Genomic DNA, 21,203 nt, shown 5'->3' with positions numbered 1-21,203 from the left:
ATGCGTCACCTGCACGGCACCCGCAGTGCCAGGGTGATACGTCAACTGGATCTCGCGGCCTGCCGGCCCTCTTCGGGCAGGTGATCGGACATGTTGTTGGACAGAGTGTCTGACGCTCCGCTATGGTCATCGAGACAGAACCTCAGGTGCGACCGGATGCTTTTGCTTTTCCACACGCCCCCGTGAACGGCCCGAATGACCCCCGCCTGCTGGATGAGTACTGTGGTCACGTCACGACCCGTGAGACGACTTCCTCACCGAGATGGTGAATTTCGCGGGGAGCGGTGATCCCCGTTCCCCGGCAGACCCGCGAGCGCGTGCGCACCGGGGAGAACAAGGTGGCCCGGGATTCGGCCGGCCAGCGTCGATCGTCCCCCTTCTTCGTATCCAGACGATGTCTCCCGGACTCAGAATCGAGGCGCCATGGAGCACGTAGAGACTGGGACACGCCTGTCCGGCCAGTCACCCCCCGGGTTGCCGCTGGTCGACATCACGCTCACCGTCAATGGCACCACCTACTCCCTCCAGGTCGACACACGTGTCACCCTGCGACGCGCTGCGGGACCACCTGCGCCTCACCGGCGCGAAAAAGGGGTGCGACCAGGGCGCGTGCGGTGCCTGCACGGTCATGGTCGACGGCAAGCAAGTGGTGTCGTGCCTGTCCCTGGCCGCCCAGTGCCAGGAGCGGGAGATCACCACCATCGAAGGGCTGTCCACCGACGGCCAACCGCACCCCATGCAGGCGGCCTTCGCCCGGCACGACGCGTTCCAGTGCGGCTACTGCACACCCGGCCAGATCATGTCCGCCGTCTGCCTGATCGAAGAAGGGCGCGCGGACACCGACGAGGACATCTGCGAGTTCATGAGCGGAAACCTCTGCCGCTGCGGCGCGTACCCGAACATCCGGGCGGCGATCCGCGAAGTCAAAGGCGAGGGCTGATCATGCACCCGTTCGAATACCTACTGGCCGACGACACCGACCACGCCGTGGCCGTGGTCACCGCCGATCCGAGCACCTCGTTCCTCGCCGGCGGCACCACGCAGTTGGACCTCATGAAGGACGGGGTTCTCCAACCCGAGCGTCTCCTCGACATCACCCGGCTGCCCCTCAAGGGGATCACGCACACCGACACCACGATCCGGGTCGGCGCGTTGACCACGATGGAGGAACTCGCCGCGGACCCCGTGGTCCGCGAACGCCTGCCGTTCGTGCGGGAAGCGCTGCTGCTCGGTGCCTCGACCCAGTTGCGCAACATGGCCACCATCGGCGGAAACCTGCTCCAGCGGGCCCGCTGCCGCTACTTCCGCGCCCCCACCGTTACGGCCTGCAACAAGCGGAACCCCGGATCGGGATGCGCCGCCATCACCGGCATTCAGCGCATGCACGCCATCCTCGGTACCAGCGACCACTGCATCGCCCTGCACGCCTCGGACCTCGTGGTGCCGTTGGCGGCCCTCGACGCGGTCGTCCACACCCATGGCACGGACGGCCGGCGAGTGATTCCCCTGACGCAGTTCTACCTGCCGCCGGGCGACACACCGGACGTCGAGAACGTCCTGCGACACGGTGAGCTGATCACCGCGGTCGAGATCCCCCTGCTTCCCGCGACGGCCCGCTCGCACTACATCAAGGTCCGTGACCGCGTCTCCTACGAGTTCGCCCTGACCTCGGCCGGCGTGGCGCTCGTCATCGAGGACGGCCTCATCGAGGAGGCGCGCGTCGCGCTCGGCGGCGTCGGAACGCTCCCGTGGCGGGCCTGGGACGCCGAAGACGTGCTGCGGCGCACGGGCGGACACGGAGACCTTCCGCTCCGCGGCCGAGGCCGCTCTCGCAGGCGCCCGGCCCTTGCCGGGGACCGCGTTCAAGGTGGAACTGGCCAAGCGCACACTCGTGCGCACTCTTGCTTGGGCGCGGTCAGATGCGGACCCCCGACAACACCAACAACCCCTTGGGCCTCATGGCCACCCTTGCCTCATGGCACGGTGACTCCCTCACCGTGCACGACTCCACGCAGTGGCCGCACAACGTGCGTACCTCGCTGGCCACGATCTTCAAGGTGCCGGAAAGCGGCATCAGGGTCCTCGCGCCGTTCGTCGGCGGTGGGTTCGGAGCCGGTCTCAGGGTGTGGTCGCATGTGATCCTCACCGTGCTGGCGGCCCGAGAGGTCAAGCGCCCGGTCAAGCTCGTGCTCACCCGCCCCGAGATGTTCACCTCGGTGGGGCACCGGCCCAACAGCGTCCAGCGGATCAGGATAGGCGCCACGCGTGACGGCGATCTGGTCGCCATCGAGCACCATGGCATCTCGTCGGTCGCGATGGAGGACGACGACTACGAACCGGTGTCGTTCGGTTCCGCGACCGCCTACGCGTGCCCGAATGTGCTCACGCGTGACAGGCAGGCCTGGCTCAACATCCCCTGCCCGGGGTCGATGCGGGCGCCCGCCGAGGGCCAGGGCAACTTCGCCCTGGAATCCGCCATCGACGACGTGGCACACGCCGTCGGCATGGATCCCCTCGAATTCCGGCTGCGCAACTACGCGGAGGAGCACCCGCTGCTGGGCCTGCCTTGGTCGAGCAAGGCGCTGCGGGAGTGCTACATCGAGGGAGCCGAACGGTTCGGCTGGTCGCGGCGTACTCCGGAACCGGGGTCGATGAAGGACGGCCGCTGGCTCGTCGGTTACGGCCTGGCCGGTGTCTCCTACCCCTTCTACCAGGTGCCGTGCCAGGCACGCGCCTCCGTGCGCTGGGACGGCTCGGCCTACGTCCGCAGTGCCGCCACCGACATCGGAACCGGCACTTACACGGTCATGACCCAGCTGGCGGCCGAGATGCTCGGTCTCGGCATCGGTAAGGTCCGTTTCGACCTGGGCGACTCGGACATGCCGTATGCGCCTCAGGCGGGTGGTTCCGGTCTGACCGGCGCCCTCGCCAACGCCGTCCACACCGCCTGCCGAAGGCTGGTGCAGGAATTCCTGCACGTGGTGGCCGAAGATCCCGACTCCCCGTTGAGGGGAGCCGTGCTCGACGACGTGACGGTCACCGATGGGCGCATCCACCGCGTCGGGGACGTGGCACTGGGTGAGTCGTACGTGGAAATTCTGGCCCGGCACGGCCTGGAGGAGCTGAGCGCCGACGGCAGGAGCACACCGCCCCGGTCCGACGAACTGGGGATGGCCACCGCGGGCGCGTTCGGCCCGAAGTTCGTCGAGGTCCGCGTCGACCCCGATCTGGGCCTCCTGCGCGTGGCCCGGGTGGTGTCCGCCATCGACGGTGGGCGGATCCTCAACGAGAAGACCGCCGCCAGCCAGATCATCGGCGGCACGGTCGGCGGCATCAGCCAGGCGATGTTCGAGGAGACCGCCACCGACCGAGGCACCGGGCGCATCGCCAACGCCACCTTCGGCGACTACCTCATGCCGGTCAACGCCGACGTACCCGATATGGAGGTGCTCTTCGTCGGCGGTCCCGACCGCGCGACCGCCGTCGGCACCAAGGGAGTCGGGGAGGTCGGATTGGTGGGACTCGCCGCGGCCATCGGCAACGCCGTCCACCACGCCACGGGACGACGCATCCGGTCCCTGCCCATCACGCTCGACCAGCTCATGCTCTGAGTGACGTCGTCCTCCCCGTGACGGGGGGACCGCCTCATGGGGGAGGGGAGCGGCACCAGCAATGCCGCGCCGCCTCCCGGGCAGGAAGAGGTGCACTTCGTACAGGCCCGATCCGGCCCGACCGCGTCGGCCGGCACGCGTACGCCCGGCCGACGTCATACCTACCTCACGCCGTGTCCGGCTCGACGGCGATGACGCCGGCAAGAAGGAGAGATACATGCTGGATATCGCTGGAGACCTCCACCGGTGGGTCGAGCAAGGGCACGACTTCGCTGTGGCGACAGTCGTCTCCGTCAGCGGGAGCGCACCCCGGGGACCCGGCGCGGCCATGGCCGTGAACGGTGAGGGGACAGCCGTGGGTTCGGTCTCCGGTGGCTGTGTCGAGAGCGCGGTGTACGAGCTGTGCCAGCAGGCGCTGGTAGACGGCCGGCCTGTGCTGGAACGCTTCGGCTACAGCGACGAGACCGCCTTCGCCGTCGGTCTGACCTGCGGAGGCGTGATCGACGTCCTCGTCACCCCGGTGCGTTCAGATGAACGGACACGGGCCCTGTTCACCGCTGCCGTGTCCGCCCCACGAGGGCGAGACGGTCGCTTTGGCCCGCGTCGTCGGCGGACCTGCCGACCTGACGAGCCAGGCCCTGCTCGTCAGGTCCGACGGATCGTTCGAGGGAATCCTGGGCGACGACATCCTGCTCAGCCGCAGGGCGGCGGCGGAGACGCGAGCCATGCTCGACGTCGGGCGCACCGGCACACTGGTGGGGCGCCGGGACGGGGGCACCTGCGACCAGCCGGTCACCGTGCTGGTGGAGTCCAGCTCCCCGCCGCCGCGGCTGATCGTCTTCGGTGCGATCGACTTCGCGGCGGCCCTGGTACGGCTGGGCAAGTTCCTCGGCTATCACGTCACTGTGTGCGACGCACGACCGGTGTTCGCCACTCGGGCTCGCTTCCCGGAAGCGGACGGCGTGATCGCCGACTGGCCAAATCGCTATCTGGAGACCACCGAGGTCGATCGGCGCACCGTGCTGTGCGTGCTCACACATGACGCCAAGTTCGACGTACCGTTGCTTCAGTGCGCGCTGAAGCTGCCGGTCGCCTATGTGGGGGCCATGGGGTCCCGGCGGACGAACGAGGAGCGTCTGACGCTGCTGCGCGAAGCCGGTGTCACCGAACACGAACTCGCCCGGCTGCGCGCACCGATCGGTCTGAACCTGGGCGCGCGCACGCCGGAGGAGACCGCGGTCTCGATCGCGGCAGAGTTCATCGCGGAGCGCCTCGGGGGTACAGGCCTGCCGCTGACGGGGACGCGCACTCCCATCCACGACGACGTCGTGCGCGCCGCGCGGCCCGTCCGGCAGCCGGTGACGGTCGGCGGCGTCGGCTGGTCGTCCTGATCCGCGCTCACCGGCGTGGCCGCCGGTTTCGGCGCACCGCCTGACGACCCCGGCCCATGCCGTGGCCGGCGCCTCGGCCACGGCGGCGGGAGCGCTCCGACCGTGTCCGCTCTCCCATCCCACCCCCGCCTGGTCCAGGCGGATAGAGGAGTAACACAGTGTCTGTGATCAACAGCCCGCTGCCGGAAGCTGGCCGCAGGGTCGTCGCGGATGCCCTGCAGGGCGCTTTGGTGGACCTGATCGATCTGTCGCTGACGGCCAAGCAGGCTCATTGGAGCCTGTATGGTCCCCGCTTCCGTTCCATCCATCTTCAGCTTGACGAGGTGGTCAGCGCTGCACGGACGTTCTCCGACGCGGTCGCGGAGCGGGCGGCGGCACTCGGTATCACCCCCGACGGCCGGGCGACAACCATAGCCACGACCAGCAGTGTTCCCGCCTACCCGGCCGGCTGGGTGAAGGACGGCGAAGCGGTGGCCGCCGTCGTGAAGTCATTGGCACTGATCATCACCAGGATGCGTGAGCGGGTCACCAACACCGCCGAGGCCGATCCGGTCACGCAGGACCTCATCATCAGCATCACCGCCGACCTGGAGAAGCAGCACTGGATGTTCCAGGCGGAGAACAGCTGAGAACGGCTCGGCACCGGTCGGGGCGTAGCCGACAGGTCGTCACCGTGAGGGCCAGCCCATCGAGATGAGCTTCGGCATGTCGACGATGCCGGTGGCGAGTACTTCGCTGATCTCCTGCAGGGCGGTTTGCTGATCCTGGGTGAGTCGGTCGAACAGGAGCGACCGGACCTGCTCGGCGTGATCGCGAGCGGCTTGCCGGACCTTCTCCATGCCCTCGTCGGTGAGTTCCGCCATCTGGCCCCGGGCATCGGAGGGGCACGGCACCCGGCGGACCCAGCCATCGCGCACCAGGCGGTCGATCGCGTGGCTCAGCCGGCTGCGGTCGAAGACACACGCGGCCGCGAGATCGGCCATCCGCATCCTGCGCTCAGGCGCCTCGGAGAGCCGGGTGAGGATCTCGAAGTAGGCGAAGGAGATGTCCGCGTCCTGCTTCAACTGCCGCTCGACCCGGTCCAGTACGAGTCGGCTGGCCAGCAGGAAACTGCGCCATGTCCGCTGCTCCTCGTCGTTCAGCCACCAGGTCTCCGCCACCGCGACCTCCCCTCAAGTAGTTGAAATTTCACTACCCAATGCTACCCTGAAGCGGCAGTGATGAAATTTCAACTACTTCAACGAGAGAAGGATCTTCGATGAGTCGCATGGAAGGAAAAGTTGCGATCGTCACTGGTGCGGCCGGCGCCCTCGGGCTCGCGGGAGTGCGGGCGATGGCGGCCGAAGGTGCGCGCGTCGTGATGATGGACCTATCTCCGACCGTTCACGAGCGGGCGAAGGAACTCAAGGGCGAGGGCTTCGATGTCCTGCCGTACGTCGGTGACGTCGGCCTCGAGAGCGACATCGCGGGCGTCGTGGCGCTCACCAAGGAGACCTACGGACGGCTCGACGCGCTGTGGAACAACGCCGGGCTGGTGGGCGCTGAGTGGATAGCACAGGACACCGACGTGGTTGGTGTCAGCCGCGACTACCTGATGCGAACCTTCGAGGTGAACGCGGGCAGTGTCTTCCTCGGCAGCAAGTACGCCGTTCCCGTGATGGCCGAATCCGGCGGTGGGTCGATCATCAACACCTCGTCGGTCCAGGCCGCGGGCGGAGACCTCACGCTGATCGCCTACGGCACGAGCAAGGCGGCGATCGAGTACCTGACGAAGTCCGTAGCCACCTCGTTCGGTCATCTCGGAGTCCGTAGCAACGCGTTGGCCCCGGGGCTGATTCCGCCCCCTGCCGCATCGGAAGCACCTGACGGCTCACACCCGCTGGAGGACGTGGCGCCGACGCAGCTGGTCCTGGACTCTCAGATGCTCGGCGCTGTCGGAGATCAGGCTGACGTCGCCAACGCCGTCGTCTTCCTCGCGTCGGACGAGTCCAAGTTCGTCACCGGCCAGGTGATCCGTGTCGACGGCGGGTTGACCGGTCATCTGCCGACACTCTCCGACCGTCGCAGGCTGCCCGGCGCCTGAGCGCTCGCCCGCAGCGCGGCTAGGTCCTGTCGTCAAACTCCCGTCGTCCGCCCGGAGGGCGGGCCGCGCGGCGTCAGGTGCGTGCTCTCGGCGTGCCGGGCCCGGGCCCTCGTACTGGTTGTACTTGGGTCGGGGCCCGGTGCGGCGAGAGTGCGTGCATGGCGTCGCGCGGCAGACGGGAGTTTGACGACAGGGCCTAGTCCGCAACCGCCTCCGCCTAGGCGGTAGTTGACGCCGTCCAGTGCGTGACATGGATATGTGGATCGTCTGGGCCGGTGCAAATGGTGGGCCTGCCTTGTGGATGAGTCATTGGCAGGCCCACAGGCTGTCTCACGCAAGAAGTCCGACCCCGGTGACGCCCCGGTCCTGGCGCTCATCCCCCGCACCGACATGAAGCGGCGGTCGCGGTAGCGGGATGCGGCCGGCCGACCGGCGGTCGGAGGCGATTCGCCGCAGCGGCTTCGTGGCGTGGATCGGCGCGACGGTCCTCGGTAGCGGCGGGGTGGGAGCTGCCTCGCCCCCTCCTCGTGCCCTACGCCGGCTGGCTTACTGCCCGGCGAATCGCCTTGCGTACCGCGGTGTTGAGGACCGATTCCGAGGACGCTCCCGCAGAAGTCACCCCCGCTGCTGATCTCAGCCGTGCGACGGGGTGAGTCGCCCCAGTTCGAACCGGGTTCCGGAAGTTCTCCGGGTACGGCAGCCGGGACAGGGACGGCCCCGCGGGCAACCTGACCGTGTGGGGGCCGGCAAGACGCACGTCTCCCGTCGCGACCGGCCCCGCCCGCGCAGACGCGGGATCACGGCATACCGCTAGCGCTTCGCCGTCGAGCGCCGGACCCATCACCTCGACCGCTACCCGGCCGTGGCCACCAGAGCGACAGGTTCGCCGTCCACCACGAGTCGACCGTGCTCCCGCGCAGGCAGGGCCGGTCGTGCCAAATTCCTGGCCTGGCCCCTCCGCCCGTACGGGCCCCACGAGGCGACGCTCAGCTCCTCGCGACCTCGTTCGACGTGACGGCTCCACGAGCACGCACGCGGTTCGCCGGTACGCGGCGATCAAGGCTCTTTCTCCCTCCCTCGTCAGCGCTGCCGTCCAGTGGGCGGCTGGAGTCTTGACGACCTCGGGGGGCGACCTACGATCCGCTTCGAAAATACGTAGTTAACTTCGCTCTCGAAGCGCTGCCCCTGTAGATCACCGGCACAGGCGCCACAGCTGTGGGACTGCCGGTCGACGTGGCCTCACGTGAGGCCGTGACGGAACTGTTCGCCACGGTCGAGGAGCAGCTGGGGCCGGTCGACATCCTCGTGAACAACGCGGGGATCAGCATCGACCGAGGCGTCCGCGGGATCACCGACGAGGAGTGGAAGCGCACCCAGGACATCAACCAGAACGGGGTCTTCCTGTGCAGTCAGATGGCTGCCCGCTCCATGATCCCGCGGCGGTCGGGGCGCATCATCAACGTGGCGTCCCGCGCCTGGCTCGGCTGGTTCGGCCAGCTCTCCTACGCCACTTCCAAGGGGGGTGTCGTCTCCGCCACCCGGTCACTCGCCATCGAACTGGCGAAGTACGGCATCACGGTCAACTGCCTGGCGCCGGGGCTCATCGACACACCCCTGCTGCGCACGGAGCCCCGGGAGGTCATGGAGCGGCTGCTGACCGCACAGCCCATGGGAACGATCGGTGATCCGGCCGACGTCGCCTGGGCCGCTCACTACTTCGCCGCGCCGGCGAGCCGCTCGGTGACCGGTCAGGTGCTCTATGTCTGCGGCGGTAAGAGCCTTTACGCCCAGCCCGCACGTGGCTGAGGTCCGCGACCGCGCAGCGTCTCCATGCCGTACGGGTCTCCATGGCAGACCCACAGCGTGACCCGGCTCCGCAACCTTTGACGACCCACAGGGAGCAACTTACTCTCCTTGCGAAGTCGACTTCGGGTTTACGAAGTTTCGACAGGTCGGCCCCCCCAGTGCAGGCCTCGACTCGGCCGCCTCCTACGGAGATGCGCTGCCGAGCGCAGAGCGGGGAGTCAGCAACCGCCGCGATTCACCCCTCCCTCCCCACCGCGTTCACTCCTCCATCGAACGCAGTCTCGACGCCCTCGCATATATGAGCGCATTTCAGCAAGGAGGCTGACTCAATGACACAGCGCCGGAATCCCAGACCGCCCGCCCCCCGGAGGCGCGGAGTGCTCGACGCCGACCGCGCCCGGCAGACTCGTGCAGCCGTCGCCAGCACCGTCGGCACCACCATCGAGTGGTACGACTTTTTCATCTACGGCACCGCGGCCGCGCTCGTCTTCCCCAGTGTGTTCTTCCCTGATGCCTCGAACTTCCTGGGAGTGCTGGCCTCGTTCGGAACCATGTTCGTGGGCTTCATCGCCCGTCCTGTCGGCGGCATCCTCTTCGGGCACCTACGGAGACCGGGCCGGCCGCAAGTCGACGCTGGTGATCACGCTGGTCCTGATGGGCGCCGCCACGGTCCTGATCGGTGTGCTCCCCGGCTACCGGAGCATCGGGGTCGCCGCACCGATCCTGCTGATCCTGCTGCGCATGCTGCAGGGCGTCGCCGTCGGCGGCGAATGGGCGGGCTCCGTCCTCATGTCCATGGAGGGAGCAAAGCCCGGCCGCCGGGGCCTGATGGCATCGTGGCCGCAGATGGGTGTCCCGCTCGGCGTCCTGCTGTCGCTGGCAGCTGTGAAGAGCGCCGCCGGCGTTACCGGAAACGAATTCCTCACCTGGGGATGGCGCGTCCCCTTCCTGGCCAGCGCCCTGCTCATCGCCGTAGGCCTGTATGTGCGGCTGAAGGTCGAGGAGAGCCCGGAATTCGAGGAGGTGAAGAGCCGGCAGGAGGTCGCGCGCATGCCGGTGTGGGAGGCGCTCCGCACACATCCCCGCGTGGTTCTCACCACCGCGCTGGTCCGCATGGGGCAGCAGGCGCCCTACTACCTGTTCACCACTTTCCTGCTCAGCTACGGCACCGAGCACCTGGGCATGGCACGAGATGACCTTCTGAACGCCACCATCGCCGCTTCCGCCCTCGGCCTGGTCACGGTGCCGCTGTCGGGGTACCTTTCCGACCTCTTCGGACGGTGCAGGGTCTACCTGGTCGGGCTCGTCGGCATGGGGCTGTTCGCGCTCCCCTACTACGGCATGGTCAACACAGGCCAGGCCGGCCTCGTCATCGCGGCCACCATACTCGCGATGTTCCTGCACGATCTGCAGTACGGTCCTCAGGCCGCCCTCATCTCTGAAGGCTTCGGCGCCCGGTCCGGTACAGCGGCGCCAGCCTGGGCTATCAGCTCGGTTCCGTGATCGCCGGCGGGCCCGCGCCTCTGATCGCCGCGTACCTGCTGCAGCGCACGGGCAGCACCACAGCGATCAGCTTCTACATCATCGGCTGCGTGCTGCTGTCCCTGATCGCGCTGGCACTGATTCCGCGCACCGGAGAGGCGCCGGCGTCGCAGGACGGCGGTCAGGTCGCTGGTAGCGCGAAAGCCATGCTCTGATGAATTTCCGGTGGCCGGGAAACCGGTCACCGGAACGGAACGCACGTGGCTGTCCTCGGCGAACCGCCCTTTCCAGCGCCGCCGGAACACGTATCGACGCACGGCCGTCACGGTACGGCCCATGGCAACACCATTCGCCCCCTGCCGGCCGGGTTCACACCGTCGGCTGGTCCGCTGAGACAGCAAGGCCCGGCGGGCAGGGCGGTTGTCTCGTCACAGAGGGAATCCCCATGAAGCCATTGACCGCGGTAATCGGCGGAGAGCGCGTACCCGGACAGGGACTGTTCGACGTTCTCGATCCCTCGACGGGCGAGCTGTTCGCCCAGGTCGCCCGGTGCGGCGCGCAGGAAGTGGACCATGCCGTGTCAGCGGCACGCGACACCTTTGAATCCACATGGCGTCACACCACGGCGGAGCACCGCTCCGCACTCATACGGCGTCTGGCCGAACTCGTCCGCCGGGAGCGGGAATCACTCGCCGCGCTCGAGAGCCACGACACCGGAAAGCCCATGACCCAGGCGCGCGCGGACGCCGACGTGGCGGCCCGTTATCTGGACTTCTACGCCAGTGCCATCGAAACCTTCCACGGCGAGTCCCTTCCCGACCTCAACGGTGGGATCGTCGCCAGCACCCGGTTCGAACCACTGGGTGTGACGGGTCATATCCTGCCGTGGAACTATCCCCTGCAGATGGTGGCGCGTTCGATCGCTCCCGCGCTCGCGGTCGGCAACTGCTCGGTGGTCAAGCCGGCCGAGGAAGCACCGTTGAGCGTTCTGCGTCTCGCCGAGCTCGCGCTCGAGGCAGGGCTGCCGCCGGGTGCGCTCAACGTCGTGCCGGGCTACGGAGCCGAAGCCGGAGCCGTGCTCGCCGGCCACACCGGGGCCGACTACATCTCCTTCACCGGCTCGGTCGAGGTCGGGACCCTGGTGGCGAAGGCCGCCGCGGACAACGTCGTCCCCGTGCTCATGGAGCTCGGCGGGAAGTCCCCGAACATAGTCTTCCCCGACGCCGACCTGGATCGCGCGCTGCCGGTCATCACCAAGGCGCTGCTTCAGAACGGGGGCCAGACCTGCTCCGCGGGCGCACGCCTCCTGGTTCACGAGGACGTGCATGAGGCGGTGGTGACCAACCTCGTCGAACGACTTCGGGGCATCCGCATCGGAGCCGGGTTCACCGATCCCGACCTCGGTCCGCTGATCTCGGCTGCCCAGCTGGAACGGGTGAGCGGCATGGTCGAGGAAGCCGCACAGTACGCCAGGGTCGTACACGGCGGCACCCGCCATGTCAGCCCGGACCACCCGGGCGGCTTCTACTTCTCCCCGACCGTCTTCGACGAGGTGGACCCCGGCAGCCGCATCGGTCAGGAAGAGGTCTTCGGTCCTGTCGTCGCCGTGACCCCTTTCCGCGACGTCACGCAGGCGGTCGAATTCACCAACGGGACCGAGTACGGACTGGTGGCCGGTGTGTGGACGCAGAACCTGGACGTCGCCCATCACATGGCCAGGGAGATCCGGGCCGGGCAGGTCTACCTCAACTCCTATGGCGCCGGTGGGGGCGTGGAACTCCCCTTCGGTGGCTTCAAGAAGTCCGGTTACGGCCGCGAGAAGGGCGTGGAGGCACTTCGCTCCTACAGCCAGACCAAGGCTGTCGTACTGCAGATCGGGCAGGTGCAGGACCAGTAGTGATCCGCCGGGCACTGGGTCTCCGGCGTGCGAGGGGCCGGCCGCAGCCGGCGCCGGTGGGGGCCAGGGGCGTGATCCGGCGCAGCCCTGATGGTCCGGACGGCGCTGCTGGAGACTGCCGAGTCCCGAGAGACGCTTTCAGGCCTCTTCGCGCTCCGGGACCACTTCGCCCGCGCCTGACGGGGCACCCTGGCGAAGTGCCTGGAGCGCCTGGCTCAGTGCCGGTGACGGTGCAAGACCGTAGGCGGCTTGGACCGCCGCTGTGAGGAAGGTGACGCAGGCGTCGACCAGCGCCTCGATTTCGAGGGCCCGGCTGTTCCTCAGCCAGTCCCGGGCCATCTCGTCGCAGGCGGCGGAGAAACCGCGCAGGGACAGTTGGAGCGCTGGTTCGTCCGCGTCCAGGCCGAGCAGGTCACAGATCGTGCGGACACCCTCCAGCCGGGTCGACTCGAAGGCTTCCCAGGCCAGGTCGGTGGCCTCTGCGCGGCGCAAGATCAGATTCAGAGCGGCATCCCTGTGTTCGGCCAGGAACCGGAGGTGAGCGGAGAGATGCCGGCGCAGGCGCTCGACGACGTGCCCGTCGGGACTGATTCTCGTGGCGGCACGGAGCTGGTGGTCGAGCTCCCGCACGGCCTCTGCGTACAGGCTCTCCTTGCCCTCGAAGTGGTGCGACAGGAGTCCGTGGGCGACCCCGGCTGAACGGGCGATGTCCCCCACGGTCACTTCCGTGTACGAACGTTCCGAGAAGCAGGCGAGTGCCGCGTGAAGCAGCTTCTGGCGCGTCTGCTGGGCGGCCAGTTGCCGCCGGGTCGGTGGCTTACCCGCGGCGGACTGAGGCACGTCTGGTCCTTCCTGAAACCGACTGGTCCAGCCGCCAGCGTATTCCAGCGGTGTCGGCGTTCCGCCGGGCGGTCGTGCGTCAGGGCGGAATGCTGCGTGGCAGCGTCAGAACCGGCTTTCGCCGCCGTCGACGTACAGGGTGGTGCCGACCATGAAACTGCTGTCCGTGGAGGCGAGAAAGGCCACGGCCGCGGCGACCTCCTCCGGGCGTCCTGTCCGGCCGATCGGCACTCCCGTCGCGGGATCCGCCGTGCCGTCGGCCGCTTCCTCCTTGCCGAAGGCGGTCAAGACCGAGGGAGTGTCGATCGCGCCCGGCGCGACCGTGTTGACCCGGATGCCCCTGCCCTTCAGTTCGTTGGCCAAGGTCCGCGCGAGGGACCGGACTGCGGCCTTCGATGCCGAGTACAGACCGAGGTTCTCCCGGCCGTCGTCAGCGCGGATGGAGTCGTTCAAGATCACCGAGGCGCCGTCGTTGAGCAGCGGCAGTGCCTTCTGCACGGTGAGCAGCGTGCCCCAGACATTGACGCCGAATATCTGATCGAACTGTTCCCCGGTGGTCTGCGCCAGCGGTGCGACCGTGGAGATGCCCGCGTTGGCGAACAGCACGTCCAGGCCTCGGCCTCGGTCGCGGATCGTGTCGAACAGCTGGTCCAGGTCGGCGGACCCCGAGATGTCGCCCGGCACCGCGGTGACCGCGGAACCGATCAACTTGACCGCCCTGTCGAGTACGACCTTGCGCCGGCCGGTGATGAACACATGGGCTCCTTCGGACGCCAGCCGCGCGGTGGTGGCCAGGCCGATTCCGGTGCCCCCGCCGGTGACGACGGCGGTCTTTCCTTCCAGCTGACCCATTGCTTGAACTCCCGTGACTCACTGACCGATTGATAGTGCCGAGCGGGACCGTAGCACTTCTGCGCCCACTTGATCGAACGTCAGTCAATGAACTACAGTCAACGAAAGGTCCACCGGTACGTGCAGGAAGGTCCCGGCGACGCGCCTGGGGCTCCTCCTCGAGAGGAGGACGCGACACCGCGCTCGTACTGCCGCTCTCCGGGCCGGAATCGTTCGAGGTAGGGGTCACGAGGCGTCACCCCGACGGAACATCGTGCGGACGAATTCGGGCCGAGAGTCCATTCGTTGTAGTGAAGAAATGGAGCTTTGGGTCATGACATTCAACTTCGCTGTGCCGGACAAGGACGACCCGGTATGGACTTCCGCCGACGGCTTCGTCGTGCGTAACGATGAGGGGATCATCCGCCTGACCGGCGAGGAGCGATTCTCCGTGAAGGTGACGGGCGCTCAGAGCAACGGCAATCTCGGCGTCATGGAGGGCACCGTCGCGCCGCAGTTCGGTAACGTGCCGCATACGCACAACCAGGAGGACGAGGCCTTCCTCATCCTGTCGGGTCAGTTCCGATTCATCAACGGAGACCAGACGTTCGAGGCGAGTGCGGGTGACTTCGTGTACATCCCCCGTGGCACGCGTCACGGCTTTAAGAACATCCTCGATGTGCCGTCGAAGATGATGGTGTTCTACACCCCGGCCGGACCGGAGCAGTTCTTCGTGGATCACGGCATGCACGAGGACAATTACGATCCGCACGACTGGGCGAACCGTCTGAGGACCGACACCGCGCTGCAGCAGGCATTGGCAGGCATGAACATGTCGCTCCTGCCGCGCGAGGACGACTGGGCTTGAGCCGTCACGGGGGGCGTCGAGGACGGGCAGCGGATCGGCTACGCGCGGTCCAGGTCGGCGTCGGGGAAGACGATGTTCGGCGACTTGCCGCCGAGCTCCATGAGCACGGGGGCACTGCCCGCCAGGTCATGCGGCGGGCCTCGGCGATCTCGGCACTGCTGCCCTGGAACCCGGCGGAGACCGCCATGCGGCGGTCGATGAGGGGGCCCTGGTCCTCATCAGGGGCAGCAGGATGCATGGACCGCCTCACTTCCGAAGCGCACTGAATTTCCTGTCTCTGCCCATGCCCCGGTACCCCAGCGCAATTCCCACCAGACCGTCGCACATTCAGCACGCAGCGCGACGTGGGTTACGAGGCGGAGGCCACCTGTTCTGACCCTGCCCCGTGGCGGTCCCCGAGCGCGCGGCTGCGGGCCTCTGGCGCCGTCTGCCCGCCGTCCTGGAGGCCGGGCCGCCTGCCATCGCCCGTCCCGCGGCCGCGCCCCACCCGCCCCACCCGCTGCGCCCGTGCCGCGCCGCCTCCCGTCCGCGCCCGCCTCTGCGCCGCTGTCCGGCCGCCTGGCGAGCCAGCTCTCGTCCAGGCGTGCTGGTGCTGTCCCGCCCGCGCCCCGGCCGCCGCGCTGTGCCGGTCTGCTCCGCCCCGCCCCGTCCCGCTGAGTCGGGCCTGCGTCCGCCGTCCCGCTGCCGCCTGCCCGGCCGCCCAAGCTGCCGCCGGGCTCGCGCCGTGTCGCCGTGCCGCTGCGTCACCGTGCCGTTTCCTTGCGGCTGCTCTTGGCAGTCCGGCCGCCACCACCTGCGCCGCCCGCCGTCCGGTCCTCCCCGCATCGGACCGGATCCCCGGGCCGCGTCGTGCCCGCACCGGCCTCCCGGTAGTACCGCCGGGCGGTCTCTCAGTCGCCTCCGCCGCCGGCCTTGTCCGGCCGTCCAGCGCCCCGTCCGCTTCTACCTCATTCCTCGGTTCTGGGCCTTCGCCGGGCCGTCCCGGCCGCCGCCCTTACCGTCGCGCGGCCGCCTCGCGCCGGGCCGCGGCGGTCTGGCGTCATCACCTCGGGCCCCGGCCGCATTGTCGGACGCTGGCCGCCGCGGCCCGGCCGCCACGTCGCCCGCCGTCGACCGTCGACCGTCGGCCGTGAGCTGTGGGGCCATCGGCTACCGGGCCGGGCGCCCGCCGGTTCTGTCGCCACCGTCCGCCCGGACCCGCCGCCGCGCGCCCATGCCGCCTGTCGGGCCCGGCCGACGGGCCACCGCGCGTGGGGCGGGTTTGACCGATCACTTCAGTGTGCTGCGCAGGAGGTCAGGCGCACGCGGCCTCGAGTCGCCGGGCTGGCTAGTGAACTTGAACTCGTGATGTCGGTCGACTCGTGGTGGCGGCGTCAGGGTCCGAGACCGCCGACTGTTACCGGATCGGGTTCAGAACGATGGCTGTAGCCAGCGCCGCGCCGCGGCGAGATTCACCTCAACGTCATCGCTCCAAGAGCAGACCTCCAGCCATGAGAGGTAGCCGCCTTGCGCGAAGACCAGGACCTCACCGGGGCACTCGCCGGATTCGGTGAACAGTTGTACGTCGGCGGCCACGACGGTGCCGGGGCCCGTTGGCGCGGGCTCCACCGCGTCGGCGTCAAGGTCGAAGTAGGCAGTGCCACACCCGCACTTGCAGCTGGATTGCACCCACAGTTGGGGCACCTGCCGTCGGAGGGCGACGTGAATGGGCTCGTCCGGGTTCAGGACAAGGCCAAGCACGTCGGCTACGTCCTCGGGCAGGCTGTCAGTCATGACGCCACCGTAGCTGACCAGCAGCTTTGGGCTTCGACCAATTACGGGTCCGGCGACCCGACCTCACAGGTCCAGGTCGGTGCCGACGAGGCAGCCGTCGATGGTCTCCGGCCGGTACTGCAGCATCTTCAGTTTGCGCTTCACGGGGCGGGTGATCTGGCCGAGGTCGGCCGCAGCAAGGTTGCCGATGTCACGCTTGACCAGCGACCACACGCCCTCGGTCGGATTGAGGTCCGGGGCATAGGTGGGCAGCTGAAACGCGGTGAGCCACTCGGCGTTCGCGTCGATGAACTCGCGCATGCCGGCCGTCAGGTGCAGGCGGACGATGTCCCAGACCAGCACGATCGGTCCGCCGAACTGGATGCGAGCGCGGACAATCACGTCGCGGAAGTCGCGCCAGCCGAAGTCGTTCGGCTCGTCCTTGCGCCCCCGGTACTCGCGGATCGCGTAGATCAGCCGGGACCGCCGGCCCGGCTTGTAGCAGGCCATACCCGCCATCGACACGCGCCCCGAGCCCCTGCCCCTCACCCTCACGACCGGGGTCTGGCCAATCCGGCCCCAGGTCCTGGCGCGCGGCGGAGGCATCGACCGGCCTCGTCCTTGAAGACGATCCAGGCCCCGCGCTCCGCCGCGGTGCTCTTACCCGCGGCCAGGTCTCCTTCTTCCACACCCCACCGCGTCGTCATCGCGCTCGATCGCGCGCCTGGTGGGCCGCTGCCAGCTCCAGCCGTGGCGCCTCAGCAGCCGCCAGGTGCCATCGACCGTGTAGGAGACATGGAAGAGCCGGCCGATCAGCGTCTTGATCCGTGCCAGGGTCCACCGCTGGTCCGCCCAGCCGTGAGCCAGTGGACCACGCTCCAACTCCTGCTTCAGCCTGGCGATCTGGGCTTCACTGAGTCGAGGTCTTCCCGGCGACCCCTTCGACAGGACTCCCGCCTCGCCGCCCTCGCGCCAGGCCCGGCGCCACCGCTCGACCGACCGCGAGCTGATCCGCAGGGCAGCGGCAATCTCCGTGTTCTTCTGCCCGCCGTCGAAACGCTCCACGGCCTGGAGCCGTAACCGCTCCCGCGTGGTCCTCTCGGCGTCACTCAGCCCGCCGCCCTGTGCGTACCTCACATCCAACGGCTATCGGTGCCGACGGCCAGCTGTCAGGCGAACGGCACCGATGGCCAAGGCATCTGTGGTACTGGCTGTTCCACCGGCACGTGTGGTCGGAGAAGACGCAGTGGACGACCCACGAAGGGATGGGCACCAGCCGCCACTGCTACACCTCCGGGTACGTCTCGTCGGGGTATCGCAGATTCCCAATCGAAGGTTCGGGAAACTGACGTGGTGCCGGCAGCATCTCAACGGGACTGGCACCGAGGCATCGCGCATGCGAGCCGCGATCCGGCCGCTGCGGCGCCCCGTCCGAGGAAGCTGGCTGCGGATGCTCATCCCACTGCCGCTCGTGCTCGGGTTACCAGCGCATGCCGAGTTGGTCCAGTTCGGTGCGGCGTTCGGGGGTGAGTTTGTCGGTCCGGCGGCGGGTGTTGTCCAGCCACGTCCCGAGCTTGATGTCGACCGGCTGGCCGTCGGCGTCCAGGCGTTCGATGTGCTTCCGGGCGGGGCGTAGGTGTCCTTCGCGGGCGTGGAACTGCCGGGCCGCGCGCAGGTTGAGCGCCCACTTGCCGGCCGGCGTGAGCTTGGCCGGGCGTTCCGCGGGGCCGGCGGGTTCCAGTCCGAGTGTGCTGCCCAGTAGCCACTGCTGGGCGGGGGACAGTTTGTCCCACCCTTGGTGCTGCGCCACCGTCCATGCCCCGAGGTCTTCGCCTTGGATGACGAGTTCACCGGCCGTCTCGGGGAGCGCGCCTCCGGCCCGGATGTGGATGCGGGCGAGGGTGAAGCAGCGCTGCCATGCCACGTCCCAGCCGAGCGGGCACCATCCCGGGTCGATGGCCTCCAAAGCCTCCAGACGGCTCTCCGGCAGCTCCCCAGCACCCACGGGCACGGTTTCCCCGGCGGCGCGCCGTTCGGCGTTCTCCCAGGCCCTGCGGGCCTCCGCACGCCTGTTTTTCGCCCATACGCCGATGGGGTAGCCACCGTCGCCGACCGCGTTGACGGGGGGCAGGAAGTGCCCGTGTGCGGCGGCCCATGAGCGGGCGACCGTGAGTCCTTCCTCCCATGCAATGTCGTGGTGGGACCACACCATGCCCAGCTTCTCCAGTTGCTTGACGCGGGAAGCTTCCAGGGTCCCGGCGTTGTAGTAGCGCCGTTGATCGGCCAGCCACCGCCCCAGCGGGAACCCGGCGGCTGCGCCGGCCGACCCGCCCCCGCTCTCCCCCTCGCCCCCACTCTCGGTCTCGGTCTTGTTCTCGCCCATCACGTAGTCGTACGGCACGCGCAGTTGCCCGCCGCCGTTCTGGCTCCGCCACCGGGTGGCCGCCGCGATCCCGCGCCGCCAGTACGCCTTCTCCGGATCGATCACCCGCAGGCGCACGAACTGCGCCACCAACGCCGGGTCGCGCGGACTGCTGAACCGCAGCAGGCCCGCGGCCGCCTGGCTCACCCACATGCCATCCCCGGCGCCCTCACCGTCCCCGTCCTCGTCGTGGCCGCCCTCGTCCTGGTCCTGGCCCGCATCGTCATCGCCGCCCAACACCACCTCCGACGGGGGAGCTTGAGTGTCCTCGTCGCCGGTCCGGCGTCCGCTGCGCTGCCGTGGATCGGCAAGAGCCTCGATCGTGTCCGCGTCGTGCGCACGGAGCGCCCCGAGCACCTTCGCGAGGCTCCCGTAGGCATCCGACGTCAAAAGGTCATCGGCATCCTCATCCGGACCGAGGAATACCGGCACCACCAAAGACGCCAGTTTCCCCTCTCCCGGATTCATCCGCAGGGCACGCCCGACCATTTGCACGATGTCGACCATGGACCCCCGCGCATCGCAGAAAGCGACCGCATCACACTGCGCCGTATCCACGCCTTCCCCCAGCACTTTCACAGAGCTGAGAACACGCACCGCTGCCGGAATATCCGACCGGGCACCACCGATGAAGTCGGAAGCGAACTCGGCCAGCACCTCACGCCGATATCCGGGGGCGTGATCCCCGTGAAGCCAGTCCGCCCAGACCCGCTCCGCCGGCGCGAACAGCTCCGGGTCGTCCTCGGCGAGCCTGGCCGCGACCGCGCCCACCCCCCGGGCCATCGCCTCCGCCTCACAGACCCGGCTGTGAAAGGTCAGAATGCGCCGCAGCCGCTCCCGCGCCGCAGCCGTCAGCAGCCCGGTCTGAAGCGCCGCGAGCCGCGCCCCGCGCACCCGATCCGACCCCGCGGCCTCCTCGCCCGCAGCGGCGTACAGGTCAGGGTCCCGGATATCCAGGCACACCACCTGATACGGCGCCACGACCCCCCGCCGGACCGCCTCCGACAGCTTCAACTCGTAGGCCACCGGCCCGAACACCGGCGAGTCCCTGTCCATGGACGCCACCAACCGAGGCTGCTCCCCCTCAGCTTCCCAGACGCGCGGCGTCGCGGTCATGTAGAGCCGCCGCACCGCAGGAATCCGCCCCTGATGATGCACCGCCGCCCATGGCTTGAGTCCGTCCCCACTCGTTCTGTGGGCCTCGTCCACCACCATGAGGTCCCACACCGGCAAGCCCGCCTTGTGCGCCTGCTGGAGCTTGCCCAGACCCACCGCCGCATAGGTCGCGAACACCGTCACGACGCCCAGGTCCCGCACCCACGCGACGAGTTCGTCCGGGTCGGTGGTGCACGGGATGCCGTCGGACTCCTCGGCCCGCAGGTCGCATACCCCGACCATGGCGCCCCGCCGGCCGCCTCGGCGCCATGCGCCGGCCATCTGGGTCAGCAGGTCCCGCGTCGGCACCAGGACCAGCACCCGCCGCGCGGAGAGCCGCCGCGCCGATTCCACGGCGATGAGCGTCTTGCCCGATCCGGTAGCGGCGATTACTTGTGTCCGCAGTCCCTCCGGGGGAATGCGCCCTCCGGGCGGGTCCTGAAGGTGATTCACCACGGCGTCAACGGCTTCGGCCTGATGCGGTCGCAATTCGATGTGAGGCATTCAGTGACCCGTTTTCTGCTCGGCTACAGAGGCGACGGCTGGAGGTTTCCCGTTCTTGACAATGGAACTGACAGCCCGGCACTTTCTCTGTGCGTGATGAGGAGAAGCGTCGGGGGAGGGGGCGCGTGCTGAACCCATACTCTATCCCGATGGTGTGGCATGACGCACGGCGGTTGGAGAAGGTCCGTCAGGTTGGCTGTTCTGGTTTGGTGCCGGGTGCCAGAGCGGTAGTCTCCCGGTTGTTGGGCCCCCGAGTTGGGGGAGGGATTCGGAGTCCCAGGCTCGGCGAGCAGGTTGGCACCCTGTCAGTCCGGCGGCCGTTGAATGACCCCTGACCGTCCCTCAGTTGCTGCCGCCTCAGGCGGGCGCGGAGCGCACGCCGTTCGACCCGGAGGCGGGGGCGCGGAGCGGCCCGGCACCGGGCGGGAATCCGGCGGAGCCGGATTCCCCTCGACCGCGATAGCGGTCGAGTCCCGGAACGGAGTTCCGGGCTAATTCCGCGCTTGCGCGGAATCCGCCGCGTAGCGGCGGCGCGTCGTCTTCGCGGAGCGAAGCGCGCGC

16 protein-coding genes and 3 pseudogenes are annotated in these 21,203 nt (G+C 68.7%); 11 read left to right on the top strand and 8 right to left on the bottom strand.

Annotated features, from left to right (window positions below; all coding sequences use genetic code 11):
* Nucleotides 1–538 precede the first annotated feature (538 nt).
* The 5 genes and pseudogenes from AB0L21_RS26495 to AB0L21_RS26475 all read left to right on the top strand — a co-directional run bounded on the left by AB0L21_RS26495 (nucleotide 539) and on the right by AB0L21_RS26475 (nucleotide 5,631).
* Nucleotides 539–940, top strand: a complete 402-nt coding sequence (locus tag AB0L21_RS26495) for a (2Fe-2S)-binding protein (RefSeq protein ID WP_365786823.1) — start codon at nucleotides 539–541, stop codon at nucleotides 938–940.
* Nucleotides 941–942: 2 nt separating this feature from the next.
* Nucleotides 943–1,987, top strand: a pseudogene (locus AB0L21_RS26490) (xanthine dehydrogenase family protein subunit M).
* Complete coding sequence (locus AB0L21_RS26485; protein WP_365786821.1) at nucleotides 1,920–3,611, top strand: xanthine dehydrogenase family protein molybdopterin-binding subunit; 1,692 nt, start codon at nucleotides 1,920–1,922, stop codon at nucleotides 3,609–3,611. The pseudogene AB0L21_RS26490 and the gene AB0L21_RS26485 overlap by 68 nt, the downstream one beginning before the upstream one ends.
* Before the next feature lie 217 nt (nucleotides 3,612–3,828).
* Nucleotides 3,829–5,002: pseudogene (locus AB0L21_RS26480) on the top strand (XdhC/CoxI family protein).
* A gap of 158 nt (nucleotides 5,003–5,160) precedes the next feature.
* Nucleotides 5,161–5,631, top strand: a complete 471-nt coding sequence (locus AB0L21_RS26475; RefSeq protein ID WP_365786820.1) for a DNA starvation/stationary phase protection protein — start codon at nucleotides 5,161–5,163, stop codon at nucleotides 5,629–5,631.
* 39 nt (nucleotides 5,632–5,670) lie between these two features.
* Here the strand turns inward: AB0L21_RS26475 and AB0L21_RS26470 are convergent, their stop codons facing one another.
* Nucleotides 5,671–6,162 carry a MarR family transcriptional regulator gene (locus tag AB0L21_RS26470; protein WP_365786818.1) on the bottom strand — a complete coding sequence of 164 codons (492 nt, stop codon included), beginning with the start codon at nucleotides 6,160–6,162 and terminating at the stop codon, nucleotides 5,671–5,673.
* A gap of 98 nt (nucleotides 6,163–6,260) precedes the next feature.
* Here AB0L21_RS26470 and AB0L21_RS26465 point away from each other — a divergent pair, with 98 nt between their 5' ends.
* From AB0L21_RS26465 to AB0L21_RS26445, 5 genes are all read left to right on the top strand, one after another.
* Entirely contained in the window at nucleotides 6,261–7,085 is an 825-nt protein-coding gene (locus AB0L21_RS26465) for an SDR family oxidoreductase (RefSeq protein WP_365786816.1), read from the top strand.
* Nucleotides 7,086–8,300: 1,215 nt separating this feature from the next.
* Nucleotides 8,301–8,891 carry an SDR family NAD(P)-dependent oxidoreductase gene (locus AB0L21_RS26460; protein ID WP_365786814.1) on the top strand — a complete coding sequence of 197 codons (591 nt, stop codon included), beginning with the start codon at nucleotides 8,301–8,303 and terminating at the stop codon, nucleotides 8,889–8,891.
* 510 nt (nucleotides 8,892–9,401) lie between these two features.
* A complete protein-coding gene (locus AB0L21_RS26455) occupies nucleotides 9,402–10,394 on the top strand; it encodes an MFS transporter (protein WP_365786812.1) in 993 nt (330 codons plus the stop codon).
* Nucleotides 10,391–10,588 (top strand): hypothetical protein, encoded by a 198-nt coding sequence (locus AB0L21_RS26450; RefSeq protein ID WP_365786810.1) that lies wholly within the window; start codon nucleotides 10,391–10,393, stop codon nucleotides 10,586–10,588. The genes AB0L21_RS26455 and AB0L21_RS26450 overlap by 4 nt, the downstream gene beginning before the upstream one ends.
* 230 nt (nucleotides 10,589–10,818) lie before the next feature.
* Complete coding sequence (locus AB0L21_RS26445; RefSeq protein WP_365786808.1) at nucleotides 10,819–12,270, top strand: aldehyde dehydrogenase family protein; 1,452 nt, start codon at nucleotides 10,819–10,821, stop codon at nucleotides 12,268–12,270.
* Nucleotides 12,271–12,408: 138 nt separating this feature from the next.
* Here AB0L21_RS26445 and AB0L21_RS26440 read toward each other — a convergent pair whose 3' ends face one another.
* Both AB0L21_RS26440 and AB0L21_RS26435 read right to left on the bottom strand, forming a co-directional pair.
* Complete coding sequence (locus AB0L21_RS26440) at nucleotides 12,409–13,110, bottom strand: TetR family transcriptional regulator (RefSeq protein ID WP_365786806.1); 702 nt, start codon at nucleotides 13,108–13,110, stop codon at nucleotides 12,409–12,411.
* Between the two features lie 105 nt (nucleotides 13,111–13,215).
* Nucleotides 13,216–13,962, bottom strand: a complete 747-nt coding sequence (locus tag AB0L21_RS26435; protein WP_365786804.1) for an SDR family oxidoreductase — start codon at nucleotides 13,960–13,962, stop codon at nucleotides 13,216–13,218.
* Between the two features lie 313 nt (nucleotides 13,963–14,275).
* On the opposite strand from AB0L21_RS26435, the gene AB0L21_RS26430 reads away from it, so the two are divergent.
* Complete coding sequence (locus AB0L21_RS26430) at nucleotides 14,276–14,809, top strand: cupin domain-containing protein (protein WP_365786802.1); 534 nt, start codon at nucleotides 14,276–14,278, stop codon at nucleotides 14,807–14,809.
* 38 nt (nucleotides 14,810–14,847) lie between these two features.
* Here AB0L21_RS26430 and AB0L21_RS26425 read toward each other — a convergent pair whose 3' ends face one another.
* The 5 genes and pseudogenes from AB0L21_RS26425 to AB0L21_RS26405 all read right to left on the bottom strand — a co-directional run bounded on the left by AB0L21_RS26425 (nucleotide 14,848) and on the right by AB0L21_RS26405 (nucleotide 20,642).
* Nucleotides 14,848–14,916 carry an aldehyde dehydrogenase family protein gene (locus tag AB0L21_RS26425; RefSeq protein ID WP_365786928.1) on the bottom strand — a complete coding sequence of 23 codons (69 nt, stop codon included), beginning with the start codon at nucleotides 14,914–14,916 and terminating at the stop codon, nucleotides 14,848–14,850.
* A 1,303-nt stretch (nucleotides 14,917–16,219) separates the two neighbouring features.
* Nucleotides 16,220–16,582: a hypothetical protein gene (locus AB0L21_RS26420; protein WP_365786800.1), complete on the bottom strand. Its 363-nt coding sequence runs from the start codon at nucleotides 16,580–16,582 to the stop codon at nucleotides 16,220–16,222.
* Nucleotides 16,583–16,645: 63 nt separating this feature from the next.
* Entirely contained in the window at nucleotides 16,646–17,167 is a 522-nt protein-coding gene (locus AB0L21_RS26415) for a transposase (RefSeq protein WP_365786799.1), read from the bottom strand.
* A gap of 4 nt (nucleotides 17,168–17,171) precedes the next feature.
* Nucleotides 17,172–17,698: pseudogene (locus AB0L21_RS26410) on the bottom strand (winged helix-turn-helix domain-containing protein); the annotation flags it as partial.
* A gap of 343 nt (nucleotides 17,699–18,041) precedes the next feature.
* A complete protein-coding gene (locus AB0L21_RS26405) occupies nucleotides 18,042–20,642 on the bottom strand; it encodes a Helicase associated domain protein (RefSeq protein WP_365786797.1) in 2,601 nt (866 codons plus the stop codon).
* Nucleotides 20,643–21,203: the final 561 nt, after the last annotated feature.

This window comes from Streptomyces sp. NPDC052721 (assembly GCF_040678315.1).
Classification (GTDB): Bacteria; Actinomycetota; Actinomycetes; order Streptomycetales; family Streptomycetaceae; genus Streptomyces.
The sequence above is the reverse complement of the archived record's forward strand: the minus strand, read 5'-3'. Positions and strand labels throughout refer to the sequence as shown.

What these genes read in the sequence shown, in the direction of transcription:
- AB0L21_RS26485 (WP_365786821.1), top strand. Translation starts at nt 1,920, where the DNA reads ATGCGGACCCCCGACAACACCAACAACCCCTTGGGCCTCATGGCCACC.
- AB0L21_RS26465 (WP_365786816.1), top strand. Translation starts at nt 6,261, where the DNA reads ATGAGTCGCATGGAAGGAAAAGTTGCGATCGTCACTGGTGCGGCCGGC.
- AB0L21_RS26455 (WP_365786812.1), top strand. Translation starts at nt 9,402, where the DNA reads ATGCCTCGAACTTCCTGGGAGTGCTGGCCTCGTTCGGAACCATGTTCG.
- AB0L21_RS26445 (WP_365786808.1), top strand. Translation starts at nt 10,819, where the DNA reads ATGAAGCCATTGACCGCGGTAATCGGCGGAGAGCGCGTACCCGGACAG.
- AB0L21_RS26435 (WP_365786804.1), bottom strand. Translation starts at nt 13,962, where the DNA reads ATGGGTCAGCTGGAAGGAAAGACCGCCGTCGTCACCGGCGGGGGCACC.
- AB0L21_RS26430 (WP_365786802.1), top strand. Translation starts at nt 14,276, where the DNA reads ATGACATTCAACTTCGCTGTGCCGGACAAGGACGACCCGGTATGGACT.
- AB0L21_RS26420 (WP_365786800.1), bottom strand. Translation starts at nt 16,582, where the DNA reads ATGACTGACAGCCTGCCCGAGGACGTAGCCGACGTGCTTGGCCTTGTC.
- AB0L21_RS26415 (WP_365786799.1), bottom strand. Translation starts at nt 17,167, where the DNA reads ATGCCTCCGCCGCGCGCCAGGACCTGGGGCCGGATTGGCCAGACCCCG.
- AB0L21_RS26405 (WP_365786797.1), bottom strand. Translation starts at nt 20,642, where the DNA reads ATGCCTCACATCGAATTGCGACCGCATCAGGCCGAAGCCGTTGACGCC.